The following is a 7,450-nucleotide window of genomic DNA, read 5'->3' as shown; positions in this document are numbered from 1 at the left end:
AGTGAAGGGAGGCGCCTACGGGTGCATGTGCGGCTTTGGCAGATCCGGGGACAGCTATTTTGTATCCTACAGAGACCCCAATCTGGAAAAAACCCTTCAGATTTACGAGGAGGCCCCGGAGGCTATTTCTCAGTTTTCCGCAGATGAGCGGACCATGACCCAGTATGTGATCGGAGCGGTCAGCGATCTGGATGTGCCCATGAATCCGGCTGCAAAGGGACTTTATTCTTTAAGCGCCTATATGACGGGCCTGACCCAGGAAATGCTGCAGAGGGAGCGGGATGAGCTGCTTGCGGCAGAGCCGGAAACCATAAGGAGCCTTGCGAAGCAGGTTGGGGCCTTCTTGGAGGAGGAGCTTCTCTGTGTGGTGGGAAGCGCCGGTAAAATAAAGGAAGCACAGGAAAAATTTGATGTGGTTGAGAACCTTTTATGAGGGATTTCGTCTTAGTTTGTGAAAGGAAATTTATTTCACAGATTAAGAAACGGAGGGTAAGATTATGAGAGGGTTAAGCAAAGGCAGCTGCAGAAAAGTATTGGCGGCGTTTTTTGGAGGACTGCTGCTCTTAGGGCTTTCAGGCTGTGGAGCGGCGTCCTCATCCGGGGAAAAGATGGCCGCGGGCTCTATGATGACCCAGTCTTCAAACGGGGATTTCTTCATTGGCGGTGAAGCTGCCATGGAGGAGACCGTCACGGAGGCGGCATCGGATAACTTCGCACAGACTGATGAAGGCGGCGGGAGTCTTTCGACGGAAGCATATCTGGAGAGCCGTAAGCTGATCAAGACGGTGGACATGGATGTGGAGACCAGGGAATTTGACCAGGTTCTCAAGACCTTGGAGGATCAGGTGGCTTCTCTGGGGGGATACATAGAGAGCATGAACACCTATAACGGCAGCAGCTATTCCTCCTATCAGGGGACCAGAAATGCGGATATGACTGCCCGCATTCCGGCAGAGAGACTGGATGACTTTTTGAATACGGTCTCCGAAGTCTCAAATGTGGTCCGCCGCTCCGACAATGTGGAGGATGTGACCTTAACCTATGTGGATTTGGAGAGCCGGAGGGATGCCCTGTCCACCGAACAGGACAGACTGCTGGCGCTTATGGAACGGGCGGAGACTGTAGAGGATATCATTACCATAGAATCCCGTCTGTCTGAGGTCAGATACGAGCTGGAGAGCATGGAGTCCCAGCTGAGAACCTATGACAATCGCGTGGATTACAGCACCGTATATCTGAATATCAACGAGGTGGAGGTGCTTACGCCGGTGGAGGAAGAAGGCGTCTGGGAACGGATTGGGAACGGCTTTATGACCAGCATAAAAAATATCGGCCGGGGATTTCGGGAATTCTTCGTGGGCTTTTTGATCAACCTTCCCTATCTGGCTTTGACAGCTGTTTTTGTGCTGCTTGTGATATTCATTGCAGTCAAATGCAGTAAGAGACAAAAAAAACGAAGTGCGCAGGAAAAAGCGCAGGGAAGCGAGGAAAAACATGAGTGAGGCCGACGCATACAAATCGGGCTTTGCAGCCCTGATCGGCAGACCAAACGTGGGCAAATCCACCTTAATGAATCAGCTGATCGGACAAAAAATTGCCATCACCTCAAATAAACCACAGACCACCAGAAACCGGATTCAGACAGTGCTGACCCTTCCCCAGGGGCAGATCGTGTTTCTGGATACGCCGGGGATACACAAGGCGAAAAACAAGCTGGGCGATTATATGGTGAACGTAGCACAGCGTACCTTGAATGAGGTGGATGTGATTTTGTGGCTGGTGGAGCCCACAAACTATATTGGAGCGGGAGAGCGTCATATCATCGAGCAGCTGAAGCATACGAAAACGCCGGTAATTTTGGTGATCAATAAGGTGGATACCGTAAAAAGGGCGGAGATACTTTCCTTTATCGACACCTACAGAAAGGAATTTGATTTTCAGGAGATTGTGCCTGTCTCCGCCCTTAAGGGCGACAATACGGATACGCTGGTGCAGTGTATTTTACAATATCTTCCTTATGGAGACGCCTTTTATGACGAGGACACCATTACGGATCAGCCCATGCGCCAGATTGTGTCGGAGCTGATCCGGGAAAAGGCGCTCAGACTGCTTTCCGAGGAAATTCCCCACGGGATTGCTGTGAGTATTGAAAGCATGAAAAAGCGCGGAAAAATCTGGGATATAGAAGCGACTATCGTCTGTGAAAAGGATTCCCACAAGGGCATTGTTATTGGAAAAGGCGGGCAGATGCTGAAAAAAATTGGCTCTGCGGCCCGCCCGGAGATAGAGGACCTGCTTCAGGGAAAGGCAAATCTGCAGCTTTGGGTTAAAGTGAAAAAGGACTGGAGGGACAGCGACTTTCTTCTGAAAAATTTTGGATATCACCCAAAAGATGCCTCAGGCGGCGAATAGAAAAAATGCAAAATGCGAACCCTAACATCAGAACAAGGTCAGGGGGAAGCAGAAGATGCAGACGTTAAATTACTGGAAGCAATTTTTAAATACCGGCAGAATAGAGGATTATTTATCCTATGTAAACAAAGACAGACCCCATGAGGGAGAAAGCGGACAGTCGGGAGAGAAGCCTTATGCGGGAAATGATATGCGTGACAGGAATGATATTGAAACAAACGCCTATTGGAGAGTATGATAGGCGTATTTGTTTGCTGACAAAAGAAATGGGGAAGATATCCGCTTTTGCCAGAGGGGTCAGGAAACCGGGAAGCAGACTTGCGGCTGCCGTTATCCCCTTTTCTTTCGGAAGGTTTCAGCTGTATCCCGGGAAAAGCTCCTACCATCTGGCAGAAGCGGAGATTCAGAATTACTTTGAAACGCTGCGCACAGATTTTGAAGGGGCCTGCTATGGGATGTATTTTGCGGAGGTGGCAGATTATTATGCCAGGGAGAACAATGACGAGAGAGAGCTGTTAAAGCTTTTATACCAGTCCCTGAGAGCGCTGTGCGCGCCCAGCCTGCCCAATCCACTGGTTCGATGTGTTTTTGAGCTGAAGGCCATTGCAGTGAACGGGGAATATCCCGGGCCGCCCCGGGACAGACAGCTGCGGGAGGGCACCTTATATGCGCTTCAATACATAGTGGACAGTCCTGTGGAAAAGCTTTATACGTTCACGGTGGCAAAAGAGGTTTTTGAGGAGCTTTCCCAGGTGGCTGATGCGTACAGAAAACGTTTTACGGACCGGGAATTTAAAAGTCTTGAAATCCTGAAAACTCTTTGTTGAAAAAGTGATTTAAGTTGGGTATAATGTAATTTGTTATGATGAATGCTTAGGTGGTAAAGATGAGGAGATTGTATGAATAAAAGAAACAGGACAGCAGTCTGTGCTTTCTTCTGTGCGCTGCTTTTGACCGGCTGCGGGCAGGCAAAGGTGCCGGATGTGGTGGATACGCCTTCTTTGGCGGTAGATAAGGATGGTACGGTTACCTCTTATCTGGTGGACGTGTTTGACAAAGAGTATTACGACATTGACGGGCTTGCCGCAATGGCATCGGAAGAGGCGGAGGCTTACAATGCACAGAAACAGAGCGGGGAGACAGAGCCTGTTTTCGTGGAGAAGGTGGAGGAGCTTGAGGACGGCAGCGGCAAGGTGGTTGTGGTTTTAAAATATGACAGCACAGACACCTTTTCAGATTACAATAACGGCGTCCTGTTTTACGGCACCATAGCCCAGGCACAGGAAGAGGGCTATGAGCTGGAAGCGGCGGATGCTGAGGATGGACAGTATGTTTTGATCACGGATCAGAAGGTGAAGCTGTACTGTCCCCGAAAGGCAGTCCGAGCAGGCGGGGGCGCTGTCCTGGAAGAGGATGGCAGTGTGGATGCCTCGGCGGCTGAGGACATGGCATATGTGTTTATGAAATAAATGCGATAAGGCGGCAAAACGCTTTGAAATGGAGGATGTTATGGAAAAAACAATGGAAAAAATCGTGGCGCTGGCCAAGTCAAGAGGATTTGTGTATCCGGGCTCCGAGATTTACGGAGGACTTGCCAACACCTGGGATTACGGCAACTTGGGAGTTGAACTGAAAAATAATGTAAAGAGGGCATGGTGGCAGAAATTTATTCAGGAAAATCCCTATAACGTAGGGGTGGACTGCGCCATCCTGATGAATCCCCAGACCTGGGTGGCCAGCGGACATCTGGGAGGCTTTTCCGATCCCTTGATGGACTGCAGGGAGTGTCATGAGCGTTTTCGGGCGGATAAGCTGATTGAGGACTTTTGTGAGGAGAAGGGGATTGCCCTTTCAGAGAGTGTAGACGGGTGGAGCCAGGAAAAAATGAAGGCCTTTGTGGAGGAGCATGAGATTCCCTGTCCCAGCTGCGGAAAGCATAACTTTACCGATATCCGGCAGTTTAACCTGATGTTTAAAACCTTCCAGGGCGTGACGGAGGACGCCAAAAATACGGTGTACCTGAGACCGGAGACGGCTCAGGGCATATTTGTGAATTTTAAAAATGTGCTGCGGACCTCCCGCAAGAAGGTGCCCTTCGGCATCGGACAGATCGGCAAATCCTTCCGAAATGAGATTACACCCGGAAATTTCACTTTCCGTACCAGAGAATTTGAACAGATGGAGCTGGAATTTTTCTGCCAGCCCGGAACAGACCTGGAGTGGTTCCAGTACTGGAGGAGCTTTTGTATCAACTGGCTTAAGAGCCTGGGGATGAAGGATGAGGAAATGCGGGCAAGAGACCATTCTCCTGAGGAGCTTTCCTTTTACAGCAAGGCCACTACGGATATTGAATTTCTGTTCCCCTTTGGCTGGGGAGAGCTTTGGGGCATTGCCGACAGAACGGATTATGATCTTTCGAGGCATGCGGAAACCTCGGGTGAGGATTTATCTTACTTTGACGATGAGAAAAAGGAAAAATATATTCCTTATGTGATTGAGCCCTCTCTGGGAGCGGACAGGGTAGTGCTGGCATTTTTGTGCGCGGCGTATGATGAAGAGGAGCTTGAGGGAGGAGATATGCGCACGGTGCTCAGATTCCACCCGGCCCTTGCACCGGTGAAGATCGGTGTGCTGCCTTTGAGCAAAAAGCTGAATGAGGGCGCAGAAAAGATTTATACGGCCCTTTCTAAAAAGTATAATTGTGAATTTGACGACAGAGGGAATATCGGAAAGAGATACCGTCGTCAGGATGAGATCGGCACGCCCTTCTGCGTTACCTATGATTTTGATTCGGAGACGGACGGCAGGGTGACGGTGCGTTTCCGTGATTCCATGGAGCAGGAGCGGGTTGCCATTGCGGATTTGGACGCATATTTTGCGGATAAATTCACATTTTAGCTGATGGAAGCGTCATATGGGGAGCAGAAGCAGATTCTGCTCTCTTTGTGTTATTGGAATGGAGATTGTTATGGAGCTGTTGGAAATTTTTCAGGTATTGGGAATTGAACAGACGAAGGATGAACGGGCCATAAAGAATGCTTACAGACAAAAGCTTGCCCTGACCAATCCCGAGGATAATCCGGAGGGCTTCAAGCGCTTGAGAAGCGCCTATGAAGAAGCCTGCGCTTACGCCCGCACACAGGAAGAAGAACAGCAGGCTGCGCAGGAAAGGGATACCACGCCGTCCGGACTCTGGGTGGAAAAAGCCGCCGAAATTTATGGAAATATAAAAAGCAGGCAGGATGTGGAAAAATGGAAGGCGCTTTTTTCGGAGGATGTGTTTTTGTCCCTTGAGGAGGAAGAAAACTGCCGGTTTAAGCTGTTTCGTTTTCTCATGGATCATTTCCGGCTGCCTGGAGCGGTCTGGGAGCTCTTTAACAAAATGCTTCATATTACAGAGGACGCGGAGAAATTGAGGGAACGCTTTCCGGCGGATTTTGTGCGGTATATCCTCAGTAAATGCGAGCGGGGCGAAGAAATTGAGTTTTCCCAGTTTGAAGGGGAGGAAGACGCCCCTTATGATTTGTTTTTACAGTACTATGACAGATGCTGGCAGGCCATACAGGACGGAGAGCTTGCCCAGGCGGAGGAATACATAAAAAATGCCGAGGAACTGCATATTTTTCATCCCGTTTTGGAGATATGCAAGGCCAATCTGGCGGTAAAACAGGAAAAAATCCAGGAAGCCGTGAGCAGACTGCTGGGGCTTAGAGAGCGTTATCCCAAGGACCCTATGATCTGCTATAACACGGCGGAGCTTCTGTGGAGGAACGAAAGAAAAGAAGAGGCGGCTTTTATTTATGAAGAGCTGAAGAAGGAAAATGAGTCCCACTATATGTCTAATGTGCGTCTGACCCAATGGTACTATGAACAGGGAAGCTTTAAAGAGGCAAAGAAATGTGCGGAAACGGTGCTGTCCATGGGGGCGGACGACAGGTTCATGGAGCTTTTGGGAAAGATTAACAAGGAGATTGAAAAGGATCTGGAGAAGGCATATGAGCGCGGGGGAAAAGACAGCTGGGAGGCAGGCTTAGAGCTGGGCTGGTGTTTTCTGCAGGATGGAAAGATATCTGCGGGCATCCGGCTGGCGCAGGCTTTGGAGGGCAGGATACCCAGGGAACGGGAGACGGAACGAAAGGGGCTTTTGACTAAGCTGCTTGTGGAGGAGGCAGAATATGAACAGGCGGCAGAGCTGTCAAAGGTTTGGCAGGCCCATTTGGAGGAGAAAATTGCAGGAGAGGAGAGCGGGGAGGAAAGGGAGAGAGATAAAGACCGCATACGCCAGGCGTATCTGATCCGCATGCAGTGTTATCGAAATCTGGGCTATGTGGACAAAGGGAAGCTTCCTCTGGCCATTGCGGAAGCGGAAAAAATAGAAACGGGAACCGGCAAGGATATTGGACTGCTTTTGGAGAAGGCGCAGATTTACATGGAGATGGAGGAATACGAAAAAAGTCTGGAGCTTGTGAGGCGGCTGGTGGAGGATTATCAGGTCTATGCGGCGTATGCCACCTCCCTTGAGGTGTATAGGAGACAGTGGAATGCTGCGGGGGTAATACAGGCCGGCAGACAGTGTATCAGCTATTTCCCGGGCTATGTGCGCTCTTATGAACATATGGCAAAGGTGTACCTTGATTTGAAATATACGGATGAGCTGAAAAGCCTGCTTGAGGAAGCCCAGGCAAACGGCATAAAGAGCGTTATATTGGACGCCTACCGTTATCAGATGGATAGAAGGGATTCGATCCCCGGCGGCGATGAACTGGACGAAAAGCTAAGTGCCTTCCGTAAAAAATATTGTGCAAAGGTGTCGGAGGGAGACGAAGAGCTTTACAGGAAGAGCCTTCCCATGCTGACCACCTATCTATATTGGTTTCCAGGCACCTTTATGCTGGTGGAAAGAGGCATTTTCCATAGATCGGCACATCACTATGAGGAGGCCAGGGAGGATTTTGAGAAGGCCTTGGCGGAAAACCCGGCCCAGCCCTATGCCCTCAACGGGCTCAGCTTTGTCTATAAGTATCAGGGCAATTATGAG

General features: G+C 49.8%; 7 protein-coding genes and 1 pseudogene. All 8 read left to right on the top strand.

The window, feature by feature from the left end:
- Positions 1 to 433, top strand: a pseudogene (locus tag AC1WIP_RS08575) (insulinase family protein); the annotation flags it as partial.
- Between the two features lie 64 nt (positions 434 to 497).
- Positions 498 to 1,502, top strand: a complete 1,005-nt coding sequence (locus tag AC1WIP_RS08570; RefSeq protein ID WP_481141452.1) for a DUF4349 domain-containing protein — start codon at positions 498 to 500, stop codon at positions 1,500 to 1,502.
- Positions 1,495 to 2,412 carry a GTPase Era gene (gene era, locus AC1WIP_RS08565; protein WP_481141451.1) on the top strand — a complete coding sequence of 306 codons (918 nt, stop codon included), beginning with the start codon at positions 1,495 to 1,497 and terminating at the stop codon, positions 2,410 to 2,412. The genes AC1WIP_RS08570 and era overlap by 8 nt, the downstream gene beginning before the upstream one ends.
- A gap of 55 nt (positions 2,413 to 2,467) precedes the next feature.
- Positions 2,468 to 2,650, top strand: a complete 183-nt coding sequence (locus AC1WIP_RS08560) for a hypothetical protein (RefSeq protein WP_318704048.1) — start codon at positions 2,468 to 2,470, stop codon at positions 2,648 to 2,650.
- Positions 2,589 to 3,239, top strand: a complete 651-nt coding sequence (gene recO, locus AC1WIP_RS08555) for a DNA repair protein RecO (protein WP_481141450.1) — start codon at positions 2,589 to 2,591, stop codon at positions 3,237 to 3,239. The genes AC1WIP_RS08560 and recO overlap by 62 nt, the downstream gene beginning before the upstream one ends.
- Positions 3,240 to 3,311: 72 nt before the next feature.
- A complete protein-coding gene (locus tag AC1WIP_RS08550) occupies positions 3,312 to 3,881 on the top strand; it encodes a hypothetical protein (protein WP_481141449.1) in 570 nt (189 codons plus the stop codon).
- A 40-nt stretch (positions 3,882 to 3,921) separates the two neighbouring features.
- Positions 3,922 to 5,310, top strand: coding sequence for a glycine--tRNA ligase (locus tag AC1WIP_RS08545; protein ID WP_318704041.1), 1,389 nt, complete (start codon positions 3,922 to 3,924; stop codon positions 5,308 to 5,310).
- Positions 5,311 to 5,380: 70 nt separating this feature from the next.
- On the top strand, positions 5,381 to 7,450 hold a 2,070-nt coding region (locus tag AC1WIP_RS08540), incomplete at its 3' end, for a tetratricopeptide repeat protein (protein ID WP_481141448.1).

The sequence above is a fragment of the Acetatifactor sp. genome (assembly GCF_982438285.1).
The sequence above is the reverse complement of the archived record's forward strand: the minus strand, read 5'-3'. Positions and strand labels throughout refer to the sequence as shown.

Bases quoted from the DNA above. Each gene is read 5' to 3' on its own strand.
- era (WP_481141451.1), top strand. From the start codon at position 1,495: ATGAGTGAGGCCGACGCATACAAATCGGGCTTTGCAGCCCTGATCGGC.
- AC1WIP_RS08550 (WP_481141449.1), top strand. From the start codon at position 3,312: ATGAATAAAAGAAACAGGACAGCAGTCTGTGCTTTCTTCTGTGCGCTG.
- AC1WIP_RS08570 (WP_481141452.1), top strand. From the start codon at position 498: ATGAGAGGGTTAAGCAAAGGCAGCTGCAGAAAAGTATTGGCGGCGTTT.
- AC1WIP_RS08545 (WP_318704041.1), top strand. From the start codon at position 3,922: ATGGAAAAAACAATGGAAAAAATCGTGGCGCTGGCCAAGTCAAGAGGA.
- AC1WIP_RS08560 (WP_318704048.1), top strand. From the start codon at position 2,468: ATGCAGACGTTAAATTACTGGAAGCAATTTTTAAATACCGGCAGAATA.
- recO (WP_481141450.1), top strand. From the start codon at position 2,589: ATGCGGGAAATGATATGCGTGACAGGAATGATATTGAAACAAACGCCT.